Raw genomic sequence first — 18,078 nt, forward strand, 5'->3', positions numbered from 1 at the left:
GCCCCCGCACCCCGCGAGGGCGGCGTCGGCGCGTCAGCGGACGTGCTCCACGCGGAGCACGACGGCCCCGCCCCCGGGCACCTCCACGCCCGCCTCGTGGTGCGCGCCCGTCAGCAGGTCGGTGCCGCCCTCGGGCAGGCGCGCCGGCGCGCCGGCGTGGTTGAGCGCGAAGAGGTAGTCCGCGTCGTCGCCGCGGCGGCGGACCACCTCGAGGTCGTGGGGCAGGTCGTGCGGCGCGGCCCCGGCCGCGGCGAGCACCTCGGCGATGAGCGAGCGCAGGTCGGCGGCGCCCAGGCGCGTGGCGACGTACCAGGCCGCGCCGGCGCCGAGGGTGTGGCGGGTGAGAGCCGGGTGCCCGGCGTCCGGGCCCTCGGCGAAGGTCCGCAGCACCTGCGCCCCGCGCGGGCGCACGCGCTCGGACCAGACGTCGCCGACCAGGCCCCCAGGAGCCCCCGGGGCGTCGTCGCCGTCGCCGGACAGCGCGACGCGCTCCCCGGCGCGCAGGGGGTGCCACTCCTCCACGTCCAGCCCCAGGACGTCGCGCAGCTGCCCGGGGTACGGGCCGTCGGGCACGCGGTCCTCGCCGTCGACGACGCCGGAGAAGAAGGGCACGAGCAGGTGCCCCCCGCCCTCGACGTAGGCGCGCAGCACGGCGGCGGCCTCGTGGGTGACGAGGTACAGCTGCGGCAGGACGAGCACCGGGAAGCGGGCGAGGCGCTCCAGGTCGGCGTCGGGCGGGACGACCGCGACGGTCCGGTGCAGGTCGTGCAGCGCCTCGTAGGTCGCCTCCGCGCGCTCGGCGTACCGGACGTCGACCGTGGGGCGGAACTCGAGCTCGAGGGCCCACCGCGACGGCCAGTCCCAGACCATCGCGACGTCCTCGACGACCACGCTGCCCGCCACCTCCACGAGGCGGCCGAGGTCGGCGCCGAGCGCCACGACGTCGCGGAAGAGGTCCGAGTCCTCACCGGCGTGGGGGACCATCGCCGAGTGGAACTTCTCCGCGCCGGAGCGGGAGGCCCTCCACTGGAAGAACATCGCGCCGTCCGAGCCGCGGGCGACGTGCGCGAGCGCGTTGCGCCGCATCTCCCCCGGCCGCTTGGCGACGTTGCGCGGCTGCCAGTTGACCGAGCTGGTGGAGTGCTCGAGCAGCAGCCACGGTCCCCCGCCGGCCAGCCCTCGCGTCACGTCCGCCGACATCGCGAGGCCCAGGTGCGGGCGCTCGGCCTCGGCGGTGAGGTAGTGGTCGTTCGTCACGACGTCGACCTCCGGCGCCCACCGCCAGTAGTCGAGGTTGTCGCAGGTCGTCGCCATGAAGTTCGTCGTCACCGGCGCGCTGGTGGCGTGCGCCCGGACGGCGTCGCGCTCGCCCCGGTAGCAGGCGAGGTGCTCGTCGGAGGAGAAGCGCCGGTAGTCCAGCTGCTGCGCCGGGTTCACGGGCATGGGGGCGGCCCGGGGCGCCCGCACGTGCTCCCAGGCGCCGTAGCGCTGGCTCCAGAAGGCGGTGCCCCAGGCCCGGTTGAGGGCGTCGAGGTCGCCGTAGCGCTCGCGCAGCCAGCCGCGGAACGCCTCCTCGCTGACCGGGCAGAAGCACTGGCCCACCTGGGCCCCGAACTCGTTGCCGATGTGCCACAGCGCGAGCGCCGGGTGGTCGCCCAGCTCGCCCGCGAGGTGGGAGGCCAGCGCCTGCGCGGCCCTCCGGTAGTCGGGGTTGCTGGCGCAGTAGTGCTCCCGCGCCCCGAGGCCCAGCCGGACGCCGTCGCGCGTCATCGGCAGGGACTCGGGGTAGCGGTCGGCGAACCACGGCGGGGGCGAGGCGGACGGCGTCGCCAGGTCGACCCGGATGCCGGCCGCGTGCAGGCGGTCCAGGACGCGCCGCAGCCAGGCGGTCTCGTAGCGGCCGGGCTCGGGCTCGAGCAGCGCCCAGGAGAAGACGCCGACGGTCACCATGGTGACCCCGGCCTCGACCATGAGGCGGACGTCCTCCGCCTGCACCTCCTCCGGCCACTGCTCGGGGTTGTAGTCGCCGCCGAAAGCCAGGCGGTCGAGCCGGGAGACCACGTTCGCCGACATGCGGCTCCTTCCTGCGTCCTGATCTGGGAGCGCTCACACTACGCAGACGGGGTGCCCTCCCGGTAACGGCGTCGCGCCGGGGCTGCACGCGGTGGGCTCGGGCCGCCGGGAGGGGAGGCCCGACGACGGGGCCTGGAGGTGGGCCCCGGGAGACGACGGCGAGCCGTGGGACGGGACGCGGGTGGGCCTAGCATCCGCAGCCGTGCCTCCTGCGTCCCGTCGCCGTCGCCCCACCATCGACGACGTCGCAGCGGTGGCGGGCGTGTCGCGCGGCACCGTCTCGCGCGTGCTGAACGGAGGGCGCTACGTCTCCACAGCGGCGCTGGCGGCGGTGCAACGGGCCGTGGTGGAGACCGGGTACGTCGCGAACTCCAGCGCACGGAGCCTCGCGACCAGCCGCTCGGGCGCCGTCGCCTTCGTCCTCACCGAGCCGCAGGAGCGCCTCTTCGAGGACCCGAACTTCCACGTGCTCCTGCGCAGCTGCACGCAGGCGCTGGCCGAGCGCGACCTCGTGCTCATGCTCCTGCTCGCGGGGAGCGCCGCCGAGCACCAGCGCGTGCTGCGCTTCCTCCGCGGCCGGCACGTCGACGGGATGCTGCTGGTCTCGACCCACCTCGGGGACCCGCTGGTGGCCGAGGCGTCCCGCAGCGGTCTCCCCGTCGTGGCCGCCGGCCGGCCCCTCGGGCACGAGCACGACGTGCGCTCGGTGGCGGCGGACGACCGCGGGGGCGCGCGTGCGATGGTCGAGCACCTCGTCGCGCGTGGGCGGCGGAGGGTGACGACGGTCGCGGGCCCCCAGGACACCTCCGGCGGCGTCGAGCGCCTCGCGGGGTACTTCGACGTGGTGGGGCGCCGCGCGCGCGCGGTGGACGTAGTGGCCGCGGACGGCTGGACGCACGCCGCGGGCGAGCGCGCCATGGCCCGGCTCCTGGAGCAGGTGCCCGACCTGGACGCCGTCTTCGTCGCCTCGGACCTCATGGCCTCGGGAGCGCTGGCGGCCCTCCGACGGGCCGGGCGGGAGGTGCCCGGGGACGTCGCCGTGGGTGGCTTCGACGACTCCCGCGTCGCCGTCCAGGTGGACCCGCCCCTCACCACCGTCCGCCAGCCCCTCGTGGAGGTCGGTCGACGGATGGTCGACCTCCTCCTCGCGCAGATCGCCGGCGAGGCGGAGGTCGAGCCCGCGGTCCTGCCGACCGAGCTGGTCGTCCGCGCGTCCACCTGACGGTCCGGAGGGGCCCGGCGGTGGGGTCAACCCTTCAGGCCGCCGCTGAGCATGTCCAGCTTCCAGTAGCGCTGCAGGAGCAGGAACAGGGCCACGAGAGGCAGGACGGAGAGCATCGCGCCGCTGATGACGAGGGTGTAGAGGGCCGGCTGGCTGGCCCCCTGGTTCAGCAGGGAGAAGAGGCCGACCGTCAGGGGGTAGCGCTCGTCGCTCGACAGCATGATGAAGGGCAGCAGGAAGTTGTTCCAGATCGCGACGAACTGGAGCAGCAGCACGGTGATGAGCCCGGGCAGCATGAGCGGCATCGCGACGGAGCCGAACAGCCGCCACTCCCCCGCGCCGTCGATGCGGCCGGCCTCGAGCAGCTGGTCCGGCACCGCCGCCATCGCGTAGATGCGGCACAGGTAGATGGAGAACGGGCTGATGAGGCTCGGGAGCAGGACGGACCAGTACGTGTTCGTCAGGCCCACCTGCGCGAGGAGCAGGTACTGCGGGATGGCCAGCGTCACCTGGGGCACGAGGACGCCGGCCAGGATCAACCGGAACACCGCCTCTCGGCCGCGGAAGCGGTACTTGGCCAGCGCGTACCCCGCGGCCGCCGAGACCGCGACCGTGAGCACGGAGCCCACGCCCGCGTACAGGACCGTGTTGAGCGCCCACCGCCAGAAGACCCCGTCGCCGTAGTCGAGCAGGTCGGTGACGTTGCCGGTGAGGCCGCCGTTGAAGCTCGGCGCGAGGGAGAAGGTGGTGAAGAGCTCGCCCGGCGTCTTGGTCGCCGCCGTGACGACCCACAGCACGGGCAGCAGGCAGTAGACGGCGCCCAGGACGAGGACGACCGTGGGGCCGAGAGGGGTCCGCCCCCGCCGTGCCGACCGCGGGGTGCGCCCGGGAGGCCCGCCCGGCGCCGTCGTCGTCGCGGCGGCGCTCACGCGTCGTCCCCGAACGCGCGCCGCTGCAGGAAGGTGAGCGTCAGCAGCGACAGCACGAGCGTCACGAGAGCGAGCAGGACCGACGTGGCGGCGGCCGTGTAGATGTCGTTGCGGACGAAGGCGTCCGTGTAGATCTTCTGCAGCGGCATCCAGTCCGAGGAGATGACGTTGGTCAGCGGGGAGAGCGTCTGGGGCTCGTTGAAGACCTGCAGCGTCGCGATCATCGAGAAGACGCCTGTCATGACGAGGGCGGGCGCCAGCAACGGCAGCTTGATGCGCGTGGCGACCTGCCACTCCGTGCAGCCGTCGACGCGCGCCGAGTCGTAGAGCTCGGCCGGCACCGAGCGCAGCGACGTGTAGAGGATGATCATGTTGAAACCGACGCCGCCCCAGACCGCGATGTTGGCGACGGAGAAGAACACGCTCGTGCTGGTGAAGAAGTCGGGAGCCGGCAGGCCGACCGCCAGGAACGTCTCGCGGACGGGGCTGACGCGCGGCAGGTAGAGGAAGCCCCACAGCAGGGAGGCGATGACACCCGGCACCGCGTACGGCAGGAAGATCGCGATACGGGTGGCCGAGCGCAGCCGGACCCGCGGTAGGTCGAGGAGCAGCGCGAACACCAGCGCGAGGCCCAGCATCGTGGGCACGACCATCAACCCGTAGAGGAGCATCCGTCCGAGGCTGTCGTACAGCGCCGGGTCGGTCACCGCGCGGGCGTAGTTCTCCACGCCGACGAAGACCACGTCGACCTGCGCGACGATCCCGCCGCCCGCCCGCTGCTGCGAGCGCAGGCTCAGCCACACCGCGTAGAGGATGGGCACGAGGAGGAAGGCGCCGAAGAGCGCCAGCGCGGGGGCGAGGAACAGCCACGGCGCCGTGCGCGAGCTGCGGGTGCCGCGTCGTCGTCGCGGCGGCGACGAACCGCCAGCGTCACGACCCGCTGTCGCCAGCGCCTCGCCGGTGCCGGTCGCGCCCGCCGTGCCGTCACCGCTCGTGGTGGTGCCGGGGGCGGTGCCGCCGGTCTCGCTCATGGGTCCGTCTCCTGTCCCTGCCGTGCCGCTCGTGGTCGAAGGCCCCGGAGGGGGCTGCGGACGGCCCGCAGCCACCTCCGGAAGCCGTCACGAGCCCTCGGCGACCTCGAAGCCCTGCTGCTCGAGGTCCGCGACGCTGGTCTCCTGCATGCCCTCCAGAGCCGCCGTGAACGAGGTCCGGTCGGACACCGCCGACTGGAACTGGTCGACGTAGGACTGGTACGTCACGTTGACGTTCGGCCCCCAGGTGAAGCCGCGGGCGGTCTCCGTGATCTGCGCCGCCTGCTCGTAGAAGTCCGGCTGGTTCGGCAGCATCGACGGCGGCTCCTCCAGCGCCGGGCCGGTCTGCCCCTCCGTCGCGGCGGGGTAGATGCCGGAGACGCTGACGAGCGCCTCGACCGCTTCCGGCGCGGTGTTCAGCCAGGTGGCGAACTCCAGCGCCTGGGCGCGGTCCTCGCAGTCCTCGCTGATCGCCGTCGCCGAACCGCCCCAGAAGCCGGTGACCTGCTCGCCATCGCCCCACTGCGGCATGGGGACGGCTCGCCAGCTCCCGGCCGTGTCCGGGGCCACGCCCTCCAGGACGCCCGCTCCCCAGACGGCGCTCGGCCAGGCCAGGAGGGTGCCGTCGTTCATGGCCGCGTTCCACTCGGGGGTGTACATCGGCTGGTCGTCGACGAGGTCCTCGGTCACGAGGTCGCCCCAGTAGTCGGCCACCTGCGTGGTGGCGTCGTCGGTGATCGAGACCTCCCACGCCTCGCCGTCGGTGGCCCACCAGTCGGCGCCCGCCGCCTGGGACAGGCCCGCGAACCAACCCGGGTCCCCGGCGGAGAAGGTCGTCAGGTAGCGCTCCGGGTCGGCCTCCCGGACCTGCTGCGCGGTGGCGCGGAACTCCTCCCACGTGGTGGGGACCTCGAGCCCGAGCTCCTCGAAGAGGTCCTCGCGGTAGTAGAGCATCATCGGTCCGACGTCCTGAGGCATCGCGTACGCCTGGTCGCCGAACGAGGTGAGGTCCCAGGCCCCCTCGGGGAAGGCGTCGCGGACGTCCTCCACGTCGTCGGTGAGGTCGGAGGCGACGCCGTTCGCGACCAGCACCGGGAGCGCCTGGTACTCGGCCTGCATGAGGCACGGGGCCTCGCCCGCCTGCGACGCCGTGAGCAGACGGGTGATGGCCTCGTCGCCCTGGGCCTGGCTGTCGACGGTGACCTGCTGGTCGGGGTTCTGCTCGTTCCAGATGTCCACGACGCCCTGGATGTTGGGCGCCCACGTCCAGAAGTCGAGCTGGGCCGGCGCGTCCGGGTCGCCCCCGCCCGAGGCGCCGTCGTCCGACCCCGAGCAGCCGGAGAGGACCGATGCGGCGACGAGGCCGCTGACCAGGCTGAGGGCGGTTCTGCTGCGACGCATGGACTCTCTCTCCGTCGAGGGTCAGGCCGGTCGCACCGAGCGGCGCGCTCGCCTGTGAGCGGTCACAGACTGGCGAGCAGTGGTCAGCCGTGTCAAGCGCTCGTCGCGCCCGTGATCCGACCGTGATGGCCGCCCCGCCCCGGTCGGGGCGCGCGACGGGTCGCCACCCTCAGGAGCCTCGATCAAGGCGACGAGAGCGCCTCCGCGCCCGCCGTCCGACCCCGCGACCGCCGGCAGGCCCCGACCAGGTGCCCTCTTGACCGTGGTCGCCGCAGTTGTCTACGTTGCGAAGCACCGGGCCTGTAACCGCTCACAGTCGAGCGCTCCTTGGTGAGACCACGGGAGACCCCGCGGACCGCGAGCCCTTACCTCCCCGTCCGGACTCCCCGCAGGGCCCGGGCCCACCACTCAGAGACGAGGACCCCCATGGGACGAGCGACCCGACGCGCCGGCCTCTCGGCCGGCGCCGCGATCACGGTCGGGGGGCTGGTGCTGGCCACCGCGGCCCCCTCCGCCGCCCTGCACGGTGAGGCCGTGATCGAGCCGATCGAGAGCGACATCGCCGAGAAGCCCTGGGCCACGGCCAGCGACGCGTGGGGCTCGACCAGCGCGACCCTGGCGGTCGACGGTGACGAGAGCACCGCCTGGACGGCGCGGACGCCCCGCCCGGGCGAGGCGCTCACCGTCGACCTGGGCGGCGCCTACGACAACCTGCGCAAGGTCGAGGTGGTCCTCGCGGACGCGGCGGCGGACCAGCGCTACGTCGTCGAGGCCTCGGGCGACGGCCGGAGCTGGGACGTCGTCGGGGACCACCGCGACGGCCGCAGCGGCGCGGCCGGCAGCACCGACCTCCTCGTCCGCCCCGGCACCCGGTACGTGCGGGTCCGCTCGACCGCGGCCGCGCCCCGGCCGCGCTTCGGCGTCGCGGAGATCTCCGTCCAGAACTACCTGCGCGACGACCTCGTGCTCGGGGCGGACCTGTCCTACGCCGACCAGGAGCGGGACCGGTGGTACTTCGTCGACGCCGAGGCCGCGCTCGCCGGCGAGCCGGACGCCGGTCCCCGGCTGCTCGACGTCGCGGCGGACCGCGGCATGGAGTACGTCCGGCTGCGGGTCTGGAACGACCCCCGCAGCGAGGCCACCGGCGTGGAGACGGACCCGGCCTACCAGAGCCCCGAGCGCACCCTCCGGGTCGCCCGGGAGGTCACCGACCGCGGCATGGGCCTCGGCATCGACCTGCACTACGCCGACTCCTGGGCCGACCCGGCCAAGCAGCCGAAGCCGCGGGCCTGGGCCGAGCTGCCCTTCGACCAGCTCGAGCAGGCCGTGTACGACTACACGGCCGACCACCTCCGCCAGCTCGCCGCGCAGGGCACCGTCCCCGACAAGGTCGGGGTCGGCAACGAGGTCATCAACGGCTTCATGTACGGCTCCGAGGCCCAGGTCATCGGGACCACCGCCCCGGCCTACTTCGTCGACGAGGCGGACGTCTACCAGTCCCAGCCGGGCGGAGGCCTGCTGTGGGACTACTGGGGCTCTGAGGACCCGGAGGAGCAGCGCGCCTACGACCAGGCCTGGGACCGCTTCACGACGCTGATGGCTGCGGGCATCCGCGCCGTCCGGGACGCCTCGCCGGACTCCCAGGTCGAGATCCACACCATCGTGGACCAGGACCGCCTCGACAAGACCATGGAGTTCTGGACGCAGACGCTCACCCGGCTGAACGCCAAGGGCGTCGACCCGGACGTCCTGGCGACGTCGTACTACCCGCAGTGGCACGGCGGCCCGGAGGACCTGGACCGCAACCTCCACGCCTTCGCGCAGGCCTTCCCGGGCTACGAGCTCGAGGTCGCCGAGACCTCCTACCCCGCCAGCAGCTGGCCGCCCGGTGACACCAGCCCCCTGCCGAACTCGCCCTTCCCCCGGACGGTGCAGGGCCAGGCGGACGCCCTCCAGCGCGTGATCCAGGCGGCCAACGACGTCGTCGACAACCGCGGCCAGGGGATGCTCGTGTGGGAGCCGGCGAGCTGGGAGTCCATGTTCACGTGGGTCGAGGTCGACGGCGGGTGGTACCCCGAGGCCAACGCCTCCCTCGACGTCTACACGAAGAGCGCCGCGCAGCACGTGCTGCAGGACCGCGTCTTCGCCGTCGCCGACGTCGGCGGCGACGTCGACCTCCCGGGCGCCGTGGAGGTGCTCCACAGCGTCGACGACTCCCGCGAGCGGGTCCCCGTCGAGTGGGCCGCGTCCCCCGGCACCGCGCGCGCCGGGACCTCCACGGTGGAGGGCTCGACCCGCTACGGCCCCGTGACGGCGACCGTCCACGTCGTCGAGAAGCACCGGACGCGGCCGTGAGCCGTCGCCGCGAAGCGAGCACCGCCCGTCGCACCGCCCTGGAGAGGACCGCCATGCCCCGGACCACCGTGCCCCGCAGCGCGACCGTCACCGCGCTCGCCGCCGCGCTCACGCTCGCGACGGCCGGACCCGTCAGCGCCGCCGGTCCGGACCTCGCCATCAGCGGTGACCTCGAGCTCGTGCCCGGCCAGTTCGTCGCCCTCGACGCCGACGCGGCCGACGGCACGGAGATCGCCAGCACGTCCTGGTCCGTCGACAGCGGCGACGTCGTCGAGGTCGACCGGGCGACGGGTCGCGTCGACGCGCTCGGGGTCGGCTCGGCGAGCGTGACCGTGACCGCGACCGGGGCGGACGGCGCGGTGAGGACCGCCACCGCGCAGATCACCGTCACCGGCGGGCCCGACCCGCTCGTCGCGCCCGTGCCCGAGCTGCAGGACGGCGCGCGCCCGGACTTCATCATGGGGGCCGACGTCTCCTCCCTCGCCGACCAGCTCGCGGAGGGTAAGCGGTACTACGGCCTCGACGGCCGGGAGGCGCACCCGCTGGACGTCCTCGCCGAGCAGGGCGTCAACTACGTCCGGCTGCGGGTCTGGGTCGACCCCCGTGACCCCTTCGGCAACGCGTACGGCGGCGGGAACAGCGACGTCGCCTCCACGATCGAGCTGGCGAGGGCCGCGAGGGCGCGCGGCATGGGCGTCAACGTCGTCTTCCACTACAGCGACTTCTGGGCGCACCCGGGCCAGCAGGTCAGGCCGAAGGCCTGGGCGGACCTCACCGGCCAGGCGCTGGCGGACGCCGTCGGCGACTTCACCGCCGACGCGCTGGTCCGGATGCGCGACGCCGGGGTCTACCCCGACATGGTGACGGTCGGCAACGAGACGAACAGCGACATCGTCGAGGTCCCCTACGGCCTCACCTCGGACGGCGACATGGACCCCACCGCGGTGGCCGTCTTCCAGGCCGGCGCGGCGGCCGTGCGGGCCACCGACCCGGACGTCGACGACCCCGACGAGCGGGCCCTGGTGTCCCTCCACCTCGCCAACGGGAACAACACCTGGCTGTACGACAGCTTCGCCCGGGCCATGGAGAGGAACGACGTCGACTACGACGCCCTGGGCGCGTCGTACTACCCGTCGTGGCACGGCACGCTGGACGAGGTCCAGGGCAACCTCGACGCGATCAGCGAGCGCTACGACAAGCTCGTCTACGTCGCCGAGACGGCCTACCCGTGGACGCTCAACGAGGACGTCGGCGACGACACGCCGGGCAACTTCACGGGCGGCGACGTCAGCACCACGGCGACCGCCGCGAGCGTGCAGGGGCAGGCGACGATGCTGCGCGACGTCCTCGACGTCGCGGCGAGCGTTCCCGGCGAGAGGGGTCTCGGCGTCTTCTACTGGGAGCCCGCGTGGCTGCCCGGGCCGACGACCGGCTGGGCGACCCCGTACGGCACGGGCTGGGAGGCCGCCGGCCTGTTCGACATCAACGGGCACGCCCTGCCGTCGGTGCGGACGTACTCCCTGGTGCGGGGTGACCAGCAGCTGCCCGACTCGGCCGACGAGTACGCCTACGGCTGGGAGACGCAGGTCGTCGCCGCCGCGCAGGGGGAGCCGCTGGTGATGCCCGAGACCGTCGTCGCCGTGCGCGGGGACGGCCTGATGGGCGACGGCTACCGGCGCATCGACCCCCAGCCCGTCGTCTGGGACGCCGACGACGTCGCCGCGGTGGACACCGCACGGCCGGGCGAGCACGTCGTCCACGGCGACGTGGGCTCCGGCACCGACAACGTCTTCGCCCAGGTCGTGGTGCGCGCCTCTCCGGACGACTCGGCTGCGGCACCGACGTTCTCCCTCCCGGACGGCGCCGAGGTGGCGGCGGTCGAGGACGGCTTCTCGCGCTCCTCCCGGCACGTCGTCGAGGGCGGCACGGTGGAGGTGACGACGGCCACCCCCAACGCCAGCGTCCACCTCACCCTCGACGGGGCGGACCCGCGCGACGGTGCGGGCTCGACGCGCCAGCTCGTCGGGTCGCCCTGGATCAGGCCCGTCGACTCGATCCGCGTCGCGGCCGGCCCCGTCCAGGTCGCGCAGAACGTCGAGGTGCGCGCCATCGCCCGGCGGACCGCTTGGTCCTACGACGCGGGCCGCTGGGGCAGCAGCCGGACCCTGCTGCAGGACAGCCCGGAGGAGCGCCGCCGGTACCGGGCCGTCTACGACTACGACGACGACCTGCTGCTCAACGGCGGCTTCGAGACCGGTGACCTCACGGGCTGGGAGCTGACGGCGGACGGCGCCACGGCCGGTGTCGAGGCGCCGCAGGACTGGGTCACGGGCGCCTACGCGGGGGACGAGGCCCTCGCGCTCGACCTGCCCGCCGGTGGTTCACTGCGCCTCGAGCAGCGCGCCCTCGTCCCGGACGGCACGTACGCGCTCACGGTCCGCGCCCGCGGCGACGACCAGACCGGTGACGACAGCACCGAACTGGGCCTCACTGTGACGTCGGGCGGCGTCAGTCGCGAGGCCGAGGTCCGCACCGTCCGTGTCCCCGGCGGCAGCATGATCTGGCGCGAGTACCGGGTGGAGGACGTGGAGGTCGTCGGGAACGAGCTGCAGGTGGCCTTCCACGGCAGCGCCTCGGAGGGCTGGTCGGGCCGCCTCGACCACGTGGTGCTCCACGACGGCGAGGGCCGCGACGCCCTGACGCTCCTGAGGGACCTCACCGGAGGGCTGCTGCGGGACGACCGCCCGCACGCCCGGGCCCTCCTCACCAGCCTCGAGGCGGCCCAGCGCGCGACCGAGCGCGGCCGCGAGGCGCTCGCCGACCGCCACCTGGACGCCTTCGAGCGCCGGGTGGAGGCGCTGACCGGCCGCGTGCTGGACGAGGACGAGGCCGCTGCGCTCCACCGCCGGGCCGAGGTCCTCCGCGGCTGACCCCCTCCTGCACCGCGACGGCGGCGGCGCCCACCGGCCATCACTGGCGGGAGCGCCGCCGCCGCCGTGGAGACCGACGACTCCACGAGGACCCATCACGGGGAGTGTCGTCGTTGGGCCGGACGGGTGCTCGCGCCGGCGCTCCGATGACGGGACGTCACTGTGAGGTGTCTCCTTCGACGTGTTCCAAGGGTCGCCCGCCGGTCGACCCCGCTCCCGGCGGGCTCCCCTCCCGCCCTGGACCGTCAGGAGGCAGCCCGCGTGGTCACGTCACCCCGTGGCTGAGGTCGCGATCCTCATCGCCGCGCACGACGAGGAGGACTGCATCGGTCCGACCCTCGCCGCCGCCACCGCCCAGACGCACCCGCTCGCGGCGGTCGTCGTGATGGCGGACAACTGCAGCGACCGCACGGTCGAGATCGCCCGCTCCTTCCCCGGCGTGACCGTCATCGAGACGGTCGGCAACCGGCACAAGAAGGCCGGCGCCCTCAACGAGGCCTGGCAGCTGCTGCGCGGGCGGGTCGACCACGTCGCCTGCCTCGACGCCGACACGATCATCCCGCCGGAGTCGGTGGCGCAGTGGGTGGCCCAGATGGACGCCGAGTCCGCGACCGCCGGCATCAGCGCCCGGTTCACCATGCAGCCGGCCCCCGGGAACACCCGCTGGGGCAACCTCCTGGCCCGGCTGCAGAAGGCCGAGTTCGCCCGCTGGACCGACACCGCGCTGAACCGCGGCGGGCGCACCAGCGTCCTCGCCGGCACGGCCTGCATGCTCCGCATGAGCGCCCTCGAGGTCCTCCACGCCGAGCGGTGCGCCGAGGGCGTGACGAGCGGCCCGTGGTCCTACGCCTCCGACGTCGAGGACTTCGAGCTCACCTACCGCCTGCGCCGCCTGGGCTTCGAGACCAAGGTCTCCTTCACCGTGCGCGCCTACACGGACGCCATGACGAGCCTGCGGGCGCTGTGGGCCCAGCGCATGAAGTGGCAGGGCGGCACGGTCGAGGACCTCCTCTCGATCGGCGTCACCCGCCTCACGCTGCGTGACTGGGGTCAGCAGGCCCTCGGCCTCCTCGCCGCCGCCGTGCGCTTCGGCTGGGTCGCGACGACGGCGCTCTACGCGGTCCTCGGCGTCCTGTCCTTCCACTGGGTCTGGTTCGTCGTGCCGCTGCTCTTCGTCGCAGGCGACGTCAAGCAGTCGCTGCGGGTGCCGCACCGCGACAGGACCGACGTCCTCCTCGCTGCCCTGCTCGTCCCGCAGGAGCTCTTCGCCTGGATGCGGGCCGCCTGGTTCACCCGCGCCTGGGTCGAGTGCCTCGTCTCCCGGTACGTCACGGGCCGCAAGAAGGACCGCTGGGCCGCCCAGTACGCCGCGGAGACCGCCGTCGCCGCCTGAGCCGGCGAGCCCCCGTCCCCCTGCACCTGCTGCGCCACCGCCCGGTGGCGCCCCCACCCCTGCCCTCCCGGAGGACCCTCGTGTACGGAGCCAAGACCACCCTCGCCACCGCCAGCGCCGGCGCCACCGGCACGACCATGGCCACGGGCGCCGGCGTCTGGGTCGTGTTCGCCGCCATCACCGTGCTCTTCGCGCTCTCCGCCGTCGTGCAGCTCGTGCGGCCGGCGCGGGCGCACCGCCCCTGACGACGTCCGCCGCGTCGGTCATCCTGGCGAGATGACTCCCGCCCGCCCCCCGCGCCCGCGACGGGCCGCGGGCCTCGTCCTCGCCACGACGGCTCTGCTGGCGAGCGCGAGCGGCTGCGCCGGCGGCGGTCCCGTGGCCGTCGGCGTCGTCGCGGACACCCCCGCCGCCGTCGACGCCTTCGCCGAGGCCGCGGGTGCCGCGCCCGCGCTCGTGGGCTGGTACCAGGCGTGGGCCGGCGAGCCCGCCCTCGACGCCGCCCGCGCCGACGCCACCGTGGCCCGCGGCGCGGTGCCGATGCTCACGTGGGAGCCGTGGGACCCGGCCGGCGGGGCGGTGCAGCCGGCCTACGCGCCGGCCGCCGTCGCCCGCGGCGACCACGACGCCTACCTGCGCGCCTTCGCCCGGCAGGTGCGGGCGTGGGGCGGCGTCCTCGCCCTGCGCCCCTTCCACGAGCAGGACGCCGACCACTACCCGTGGGGCGTCGGGGTCGGCGGCACCACGGCCGAGGACCTCGTCGCCGCCTGGCACCACCTCCGCGCGGTCTTCGCCGAGGAGGGCGCGGACGTCGTCTGGGTGTGGTCGGTCAACGTCCACGCCCCGGGCGGCGCCGCCTACGCCCCCCTGTACCCGGGCGACGACGCCGTCGACTGGGTCGGCCTGGACGGCTACAACGCCGGCGACGCGCTGCCCTGGGGCGGGTGGCGCAGCCCCGAGGAGTTGCTCGGGCCGAGCCTGGACGACCTCGAGGAGCTCACGGACCGGCCCGTGCTGCTCACCGAGGTCGCGAGCGCGGAGCAGGGCGGCGACAAGGCGGCGTGGGTGGGCGACCTGCTCGACCTCGCCTCCGACCGCGAGCTCGCCGGCGTCGTGTGGTTCGACCTCGACAAGGAGGCCGACTGGCGCCTGGCCAGCCCGCCCGAGGCCGCCCGCGCGCTGGGCGCGGCGGTGGCCGACGTCGGGACGGCGCCGCTGCCGGTGCCGGAGCGCCTCGGGGAGCGCTGACGCGGACGCGCGCGGCTCAGCGCCCGACGAGCTCCTCGAGCAGGTCCGCGCACAGCACCGGCGCGTCGAGCCCCGCGTACTCCGCCGCGAGGCGACCGGCCGCCGCGCGGTACCGCGGCTCGTGGAGCACGGCGTCGACGCCGCGGCGCACCCGCTCCGGGGTCGGGCGCTGCACGCGGAGGTCGACGCCGGCGCCGGACCAGGCGACCCGGGCGGCGACCTCGGGCTTCTCCTCCGTGCGACCCGCGACGACGAGGGGCACGCCCGCGGCGAGCGCCGTCTGCACCGCGCCGTAGCCGCCGTTGGTGACGACGGCGTCGGCCAGCGGCAGCAGCTCGCCGAAGGGCAGGAAGCCGCCGACGCGCACGTCCGCGGGCACCTCTCCCCCGGACAGCTGCCCCCCGGGGAGGGCGCCGGCCGGCAGCGTCGGCACGTCCCGCCGTCCGGTCGCGACGACGACGAGGTGCCCGGCGCCGGTGAGCCCGCGGACCGCGGGCAGCAGCAGGTCCTCGGGGTCGGTGGCGACCGTGCCCTGCGTGACGACGACGACGCGACGGCGGTCGGCCCGCGCGCGAAGCACGTCGTCCCACCACGGCGGCCGGGGCGCGTCCCCGAGCGGCGGGGCGAGGTGGCCGACGAAGCGCACCGACGCCGGCATGGCCCGCCGCGGGTACTCCAGCGACGGGACGCCGGACTGCAGGTGGAGGAAGGGCGAGACCGGCCCGACGGCCTGGGCCGGCGAGTCCGCGGGCAGGCCGAGCGCGGTGCGCTCCTCGCGCAGGGCGACGACGGCGGGTCGCAGCAGCGTGCGCCAGACCGCCTCCTGCAGGAGGCGGTTGCGGGCGCGGCCCAGCCGGCCGAGCGCGGGCGGCAGGCCGAGCCCGTAGGGGGCGGTGTCGTCGTCGCGCAGCAGCAGGGGCGAGACCCCGAAGACGGCGAAGGGCGGCCCCCCGCGCTCGTGCACGGCCCGCGCGGCCTCCACGAGCCCGACGTCGACGAGCACGACGTCGGCGGGCGCGGCGGCGAGCCCCGCCTCGAGGTCGGCGACCCAGCCGGGCATCGAGCGCAGGAAGAGGTGCTCGAAGTCCTGCGCGAGGCGCCGCGGGCCCGGCGGGCGGCGGCCCGGCAGCGTCTCGAGCCAGGCGGTGTCGGCGTAGTCGTGGGCGGACCGCAGCGGCACGTGCCGCGCGCCCGTCGCGGCGACCGCCCCGGCGAGGTGGGCGCCGGTGAGCCAGCGGACGTCGTGCCCCCGGGCGGCGAGCTCCGCGGCGACGGGGAGGGCGGGCGACGCGTGCCCCGCCAGGGGGATGGTCGCCAGCAGCACCCGGACCGCGCTCACCGCCCCGCCTCGCCGACGTAGAGCCAGCGGCCGCCCTCCCGGACGAAGGCGCTGCGCTCGCGCTGGACGTGGCGGCGACCGCCGGCCCGGGCGACGGCCTCGAAGGCGACGACGCCCTCGTCGTCGAAGGGGCCGCCGCGCTCGACTTCCGTGACGGCGAGGTGGAGCCAGCGGACGTCGTCGTCGAGCTCGAGGCCGCCCTCGGGACCGGGCCCGGAGGGGGCGGTGCTCGGGTGCCAGGTGCGGAGCAGGTGCGCGGCGTCGCCGACGGCGAAGGCGCTGTACCGCGAGCGCATGAGCGCCTCGGCGGTCGGCGCCTCCCGCTCACGGCGGTGCAGCGGGCGGCAGCACGCGGCGTACGGCTCGCCCCGCCCGCACGGGCAGGGCGCTGCGCCGTCGAGGACCTCCACGCCCGCAGTCTCCTCCGCCGTCAGCCGGCGGCCGGCGTCGGGCGCCTCAGAGCAGCTCGCGCAGCCGGTCGGCGTCCCCGTCGCGGAACGCGGCCCAGACGGCGTCGGCCGCCGGGCGGTCGACGTGGAGGACGGACTGACCGCCCTCCGTGCCGTCGCCGGCGACCGGCACGGTGCCCGCCACGACGGCGTCGGGCCGGGTGCCGCCGAGGGCCCGGGCGATGGCCTCGAGGTCGCCGAAGGACGTCCCGGAGTCCACGGCGACGTGCTCGCGCGCCGCGGACAGCACGCGGGCGGCGCGACGGGGGTCGGAGAGCGTCTGCTGGGACAGGACGTCGTCGAACATGGCGAGCAGGTAGCGCTGCTGGTTCGCGACCCGGTCGAGGTCGCCGCGGGGCAGGCTCTTCCGCTCGCGCAGGAAGGCGAGGGCCTCCGCGCCGTCGAGCGTGTTCTCCCCGGCCACCACGTCGACGCCGCGGGAGGTGAAGGCGTACGGCGACTCGACGGTCACCCCGCCGACCGCGTCGGTGAGGGCGACGAGGCCGTCGAAGTCGAGCGCGGCGAAGCGGCCGACGCGCACGCCCGTCTCCTGGCGCAGCGTCTCGACGAGGAGGTCGGGGCCGCCCCAGGAGTAGGCGGCGTTGAGCTTGGCCGGACCGCGCCCCGGGACGTCGACCCACAGGTCGCGGGGGAGGGAGACGACGAGGACCTCGCCCTCGGGGGTGACGCGCCCGAGCATCATGACGTCGCTGCGCTGGGCGCCCTCGACCCAGTCGCCGTCCCCGGGGCGCTGCGCGTCGCCGCGGGAGTCGGAGCCGACGAGCAGGAACGCCCGGCCGTCGGCGAGGCTCGCCGCGGCGTCGTCCCCGCCGTCGCCCGACGACGACGCCGTGCTCCCGCCCGCCTCCGCCGGCGCGGCCGTGGGCCCGTCCAGCGCCACGTCGACGCCGCTGATGCCGCCGCGCGCGGCCGACGCCAGGGCGTCGCGCCCCACGGTGGCGGCGAGGCCGCCGGCGCCGAGCACGAGCAGGGCGGCGGCGCCGAGCGCGACGGCGGCGCGACGGCGGGAGTGGGACGGCACGGGCAACCTCCGGGAGGGGGCCGCGCTCAGCGGGCGCCGGCTCGGGCGCCCGCGCGCGGGGACCCCCGAGGGTAGGCGCCCGCGCCCGGGCGGGAGGGCGCGTCCGGCGCCGTCACGCGCCCGGGTCAGCCGGGGAGCCGACGGGGCTCACCCGAAGCGGGCGAGGCTGCGCTGACGGGCCTTCTCGGCCTCGACCGCGCGGTCGCGCGGGGGCGCGCTCGTCACGAGCTCCTCGAGGAGGCGCGCGGTCGCCGCCTCGACCTCCGCGACGGCGCGGGCGAAGACGTCCTCGTTGGCGCGCGAGGGCCTCGTCGTCCCCACGATCTTGCGCACGTACTGCAGCGCCGCCTCGTGCACCTCACCCGCCGTCGCGGGCGGCGCCAGGTTCTGCAGCGGGCGGATGTTGCGGCACACGGCCCCTCCCTCCACCGAGCCGGCGGGAGGCCGGTCGGGAGGCGCCAGGCTCCGCCGCCGGGCGCGGGCGGTCAAGACCCCGCAGCCGGCGACGCGCGAGAGCGGGGCCGGAGACCACCGGAGCCGTCCACGAGCGTGACCGTGCACGGTCACGCTCGTGGACGGCGCCCGGGGCCGGGGGGGCGCACCGGGGCCCGGGGGCCCCCCCCGCCGGCGGGGGGACGGGGGTGTCGGGGGGGCGGGCGGCCGCCA

General features: G+C 75.4%; 14 protein-coding genes. 6 read left to right on the plus strand and 8 right to left on the minus strand.

Going from position 1 to position 18,078, the window contains the following annotated elements:
- Positions 1-33 precede the first annotated feature (33 nt).
- Positions 34-2,073, minus strand: coding sequence for a beta-galactosidase (locus Q0789_RS15615; RefSeq protein WP_298806870.1), 2,040 nt, complete (start codon positions 2,071-2,073; stop codon positions 34-36).
- A gap of 202 nt (positions 2,074-2,275) precedes the next feature.
- On the opposite strand from Q0789_RS15615, the gene Q0789_RS15620 reads away from it, so the two are divergent.
- A complete protein-coding gene (locus Q0789_RS15620; protein ID WP_298806872.1) occupies positions 2,276-3,295 on the plus strand; it encodes a LacI family DNA-binding transcriptional regulator in 1,020 nt (339 codons plus the stop codon).
- A 26-nt stretch (positions 3,296-3,321) separates the two neighbouring features.
- Here Q0789_RS15620 and Q0789_RS15625 read toward each other — a convergent pair whose 3' ends face one another.
- The 3 genes from Q0789_RS15625 to Q0789_RS15635 form a co-directional block, all read right to left on the minus strand.
- Positions 3,322-4,224, minus strand: a complete 903-nt coding sequence (locus tag Q0789_RS15625; protein ID WP_298806874.1) for a carbohydrate ABC transporter permease — start codon at positions 4,222-4,224, stop codon at positions 3,322-3,324.
- Positions 4,221-5,255 (minus strand): carbohydrate ABC transporter permease, encoded by a 1,035-nt coding sequence (locus Q0789_RS15630; protein WP_298806877.1) that lies wholly within the window; start codon positions 5,253-5,255, stop codon positions 4,221-4,223. Before Q0789_RS15630 ends, Q0789_RS15625 begins: the two co-directional genes overlap by 4 nt.
- A gap of 87 nt (positions 5,256-5,342) precedes the next feature.
- Positions 5,343-6,656, minus strand: coding sequence for an ABC transporter substrate-binding protein (locus Q0789_RS15635; protein ID WP_298806879.1), 1,314 nt, complete (start codon positions 6,654-6,656; stop codon positions 5,343-5,345).
- A gap of 426 nt (positions 6,657-7,082) precedes the next feature.
- Between Q0789_RS15635 and Q0789_RS15640 the strand changes: the two genes are divergently transcribed.
- The 5 genes from Q0789_RS15640 (at position 7,083) to Q0789_RS15660 (ending at position 14,582) form a co-directional block, all read left to right on the plus strand.
- Positions 7,083-9,011 carry a glycosyl hydrolase 53 family protein gene (locus Q0789_RS15640; RefSeq protein WP_298806881.1) on the plus strand — a complete coding sequence of 643 codons (1,929 nt, stop codon included), beginning with the start codon at positions 7,083-7,085 and terminating at the stop codon, positions 9,009-9,011.
- A gap of 53 nt (positions 9,012-9,064) precedes the next feature.
- The gene (locus Q0789_RS15645) at positions 9,065-11,941 is read left to right on the plus strand and encodes a glycosyl hydrolase 53 family protein (protein ID WP_298806883.1); all 2,877 of its coding nucleotides are present in this window, start codon (positions 9,065-9,067) and stop codon (positions 11,939-11,941) included.
- A gap of 277 nt (positions 11,942-12,218) precedes the next feature.
- Complete coding sequence (locus tag Q0789_RS15650) at positions 12,219-13,334, plus strand: glycosyltransferase family 2 protein (RefSeq protein WP_298806885.1); 1,116 nt, start codon at positions 12,219-12,221, stop codon at positions 13,332-13,334.
- Between the two features lie 80 nt (positions 13,335-13,414).
- Positions 13,415-13,579: a hypothetical protein gene (locus tag Q0789_RS15655; RefSeq protein WP_298806886.1), complete on the plus strand. Its 165-nt coding sequence runs from the start codon at positions 13,415-13,417 to the stop codon at positions 13,577-13,579.
- 31 nt (positions 13,580-13,610) lie between these two features.
- Positions 13,611-14,582, plus strand: a complete 972-nt coding sequence (locus tag Q0789_RS15660; RefSeq protein ID WP_298806888.1) for a glycoside hydrolase family 26 protein — start codon at positions 13,611-13,613, stop codon at positions 14,580-14,582.
- A gap of 16 nt (positions 14,583-14,598) precedes the next feature.
- Here the strand turns inward: Q0789_RS15660 and Q0789_RS15665 are convergent, their stop codons facing one another.
- The 4 genes from Q0789_RS15665 to Q0789_RS15680 form a co-directional block, all read right to left on the minus strand.
- Positions 14,599-15,921, minus strand: a complete 1,323-nt coding sequence (locus tag Q0789_RS15665) for a nucleotide disphospho-sugar-binding domain-containing protein (RefSeq protein ID WP_298806890.1) — start codon at positions 15,919-15,921, stop codon at positions 14,599-14,601.
- On the minus strand, positions 15,918-16,331 hold the full coding sequence (locus Q0789_RS15670) for a YchJ family metal-binding protein (protein WP_298806892.1): 414 nt from the start codon (positions 16,329-16,331) through the stop codon (positions 15,918-15,920). The genes Q0789_RS15665 and Q0789_RS15670 overlap by 4 nt, the downstream gene beginning before the upstream one ends.
- A gap of 46 nt (positions 16,332-16,377) precedes the next feature.
- Positions 16,378-17,412, minus strand: coding sequence for an LCP family protein (locus tag Q0789_RS15675; RefSeq protein WP_298806894.1), 1,035 nt, complete (start codon positions 17,410-17,412; stop codon positions 16,378-16,380).
- Between the two features lie 147 nt (positions 17,413-17,559).
- A complete protein-coding gene (locus Q0789_RS15680; protein ID WP_298806897.1) occupies positions 17,560-17,826 on the minus strand; it encodes a DUF2277 domain-containing protein in 267 nt (88 codons plus the stop codon).
- Positions 17,827-18,078 lie beyond the last annotated feature (252 nt).

Origin of the sequence: uncultured Pseudokineococcus sp., from assembly GCF_947499845.1 — a bacterium.
Lineage (GTDB): Bacteria > Actinomycetota > Actinomycetes > Actinomycetales > Quadrisphaeraceae > Pseudokineococcus.

Excerpts from the sequence above, each read along its gene's own strand:
- Q0789_RS15615 (WP_298806870.1), bottom strand. The coding sequence starts at position 2,073 with ATGTCGGCGAACGTGGTCTCCCGGCTCGACCGCCTGGCTTTCGGCGGC.
- Q0789_RS15630 (WP_298806877.1), bottom strand. The coding sequence starts at position 5,255 with ATGAGCGAGACCGGCGGCACCGCCCCCGGCACCACCACGAGCGGTGAC.
- Q0789_RS15635 (WP_298806879.1), bottom strand. The coding sequence starts at position 6,656 with ATGCGTCGCAGCAGAACCGCCCTCAGCCTGGTCAGCGGCCTCGTCGCC.
- Q0789_RS15640 (WP_298806881.1), top strand. The coding sequence starts at position 7,083 with ATGGGACGAGCGACCCGACGCGCCGGCCTCTCGGCCGGCGCCGCGATC.
- Q0789_RS15645 (WP_298806883.1), top strand. The coding sequence starts at position 9,065 with ATGCCCCGGACCACCGTGCCCCGCAGCGCGACCGTCACCGCGCTCGCC.
- Q0789_RS15660 (WP_298806888.1), top strand. The coding sequence starts at position 13,611 with ATGACTCCCGCCCGCCCCCCGCGCCCGCGACGGGCCGCGGGCCTCGTC.